This window comes from Streptomyces tremellae, from assembly GCF_039540215.1.
In the GTDB taxonomy this organism is placed as follows: Bacteria; Actinomycetota; Actinomycetes; order Streptomycetales; family Streptomycetaceae; genus Streptomyces; species Streptomyces tremellae.
Map to the genome: position 1 here is coordinate 1 of NZ_BAABEP010000136.1, position 2,781 is coordinate 2,781.

General features: G+C 75.0%; 1 pseudogene. It reads left to right on the forward strand.

The window, feature by feature from the left end:
* Positions 1-31 precede the first annotated feature (31 nt).
* Positions 32-2,781 (forward strand): annotated as a pseudogene (locus tag ABEA77_RS33645) (hypothetical protein); the annotation flags it as partial.

Here is a 2,781-nt window from a genome sequence, read left to right on the forward strand (position 1 = left end):
CAGGCACCGGCCGCCGGCCATTCAGGACCTGGTGGACGGGCTCAAGCGGATCGAAAGCGCCAACACCTCGGCCAGCACCCGGCACGGGCTCGCCGACCAGGCGCTGCGGCCTGGCGACGGCCGCACGGACGGGCTCGAAAGGAGCGGCCTGCCCGGCTGGGACGCGGCGCTGCACCGCGGCAGCGCCGTCCAGACCCTCGACGACACGGCGGCCCCGGACGGGCTGCTGAGCGTCGCGCCGCTGTCGCGCGGCGCGGACAGCCCCGCCGAGGGCATCGGCAGCTACCGGCCGTCCGACTGGGCGAGCCGCGCGGACCGCATCCCCGTCCTCCTCGCCGAGCGGACCTTCCGCGGGCACACCGCAGTGGAGAGCCTGGGCGCCGGGGCCGAGGGCAGCTTCACCGGGCCGCGCAGGCCGGTGCCGTGGCACGACGCGGAGGTGTCGTTCTTCGCGGCCCACGGAGCCCCTCACTACGTGGAGTTGGCGCTCGGCGACGGCCATGTCGTGCGGGTCAGCGGGCGGGAGCTCGGCCGTTACCTGGTCCGCAACGCGGACTCGCTCGGCCCCGAGGGCCGGCCGCTGGTGCTGCTGTCGTGCACGACGGGCACGGCGCCCGAGTACGGCGGCCTGTCGGTCGCGCAGCATGTCGCCAACGTCACCGGGCGCACGGTGTACGCCCCGACCTCGCCGTCCGGGACCGTGCGCGGCCACGACGGCACCCTCCAGCCGGTGCTGTTCGCCGACGCACGGAGCCGGCCGGGCGCGTGGGACACGTTCCGGCCCGAGCCGCGAGGCGCGGCGCTCGACGAACTGGCCCGCACGGCGGGGCTGCACGAGGGCGACGGGGCCGCCGACCCGTGGACGGCCAACAGGACGCTGCAGTACGTGCGGACGCTGCGCGGCACGTACGGCGCGGACTTCGAGAACACGGCCGGGCACGCCGAGTCGCTGCGCGGTCTCGCCGACCTCGACCGGCTGCGCTGGCACCCGGGCCCCGAAGGGCAGCCCGCCCTGCACACCGGCGGCCGGATGACACCGGACGTGCTGCGGCAGATCACCCGTGACGTGCTGGGACTGCCGGACGGCGCCCCGCAGACGCGCGGGCACTGGAACACCGTCCTGGACGCGTCGGCCGTCGTCCGCGCCCTCGACCCGGACGCGTCGGGCACCGCGCTCCACGACAGGCTCGCGCCGCACCGGGAGCAGGCGCAGACGTACGGCACGGCCGTCGACGGCACGCGCGCCGTGCCCGACGAGGGCACGGCCCCCGCGCACGACGCGCTCGCCGACCACGGAAGCACCGACCGCACCACGGTGGAGCGCGGCGAGACGGCCGTCCAACCGCCGCGCCCGCGCGTGCACTTCGCGGACGGTACGGTGCCGGGCCAGGCGATCGAGCACCCCGCGCGTGCCCCGTTCACGGTGTCGCGGCACACCACGGTCGAGAGCAGCCTCGACACGTACCGCAGGCCGCGGATCGACCGGACGATGGTGCCGCCGCCGCGCAACGGGCGGGTCGTGACGTTCGAGGACGGCACGCGGCTGCCGACGTACCTCACCGGCGACGGCACCGACACCGGCCGCTTCGGCACGTACGGCGACAGCCGGGTCACCCTGCGCGGCAGGCAGGACGTGGCGGCCGAGATCGGCCGCCGCGCCGGCCTGACGCAGGACGGCGCGGAGGACAGGGCACGTGCCCTGGACGACCTGCGGCGCGCGCTGCGCGACACACCGTGGGAGTTCCACGGCGAGGGCTACCGCTCGCCCGGCTTCGAGGACGCCGACGGCCGCATCCGCCACCTGGTGGTCACCACGCGCCCCCACAACACGTGGGAGCGGTTCGACGACGCGTTCGGCGCGCCGTTCAAGTTCGACACCGTGCAGCGCAGCCAGGTCACCACAGGCGCGGGCGCGGTGCAGTCCACGGGCCTGCGGATCGCGCCCGGCTTCTCGCTCGGCCCCGCCTCCGGCATCGCCGCGTACGGACGGGTCGGCGCCGGCCTCGGCTACGCCCGCACGTACGACTACGGCCTGCAGAACCAGACGCTCAGCCAGGCCGAGACGCGCATGAGCGACGGGTCGCGCCTCTACCTGGACGACGTGCAGTACGACGTCCGCGTGGAAGGCGCCGCGCCCGTCGACGCACACCACTTCACCTTCGGCGTGCGGGACGGCCTCGCCGTGCGGCTCTCGCAGAGCGAGACCAAGGGCGGGCCGGGTGACACGCAGGCGCCGCGCGAGATGACCGTGCGCCCCGGCGCCGACTACCGCCTCGTGCACACCGAGGGCTTCGGGCCCGTCAAGGAGATCAGGGACTGGGCGGTGCGGCGCGTCCACGCCAGGCCCGACACGTCCGCGCACGAGGAGATCAGCGGGTTCTTCACCACGGAGAACTTCCACCGCATGGCGGACCGGCTCGCCCACGGCCTCGTCACGACACGGCAGTTGACGGGCGACGACAAGGACCGCACCCCGATGGGCGCGTTCGTCGTGGAGCGGGTCGTGCCGGGCAGGGCCACGCTGCTGACGGAGACCAGGGCCGCCGAGATGCGGATGACCGTGCAGCAGGCCGTGCGCAACGAGCGCACGCTGTCGAAGACGTACACGCAGGAGATCAGCGCGAGCGCGGGACCGAGCTTCGACGCCACGTCGTTCTTCGGTCCGGCGGCCGGACTGCGGGCCATGGTGGGTGCGTTCGGGCGGTACGCGCGCTCCACGCTGCACGGCACGGTGTTCGGCGGTTCCGCGGGGCGCAAGCTGGTCGGGCAGGCCAAGAAGGT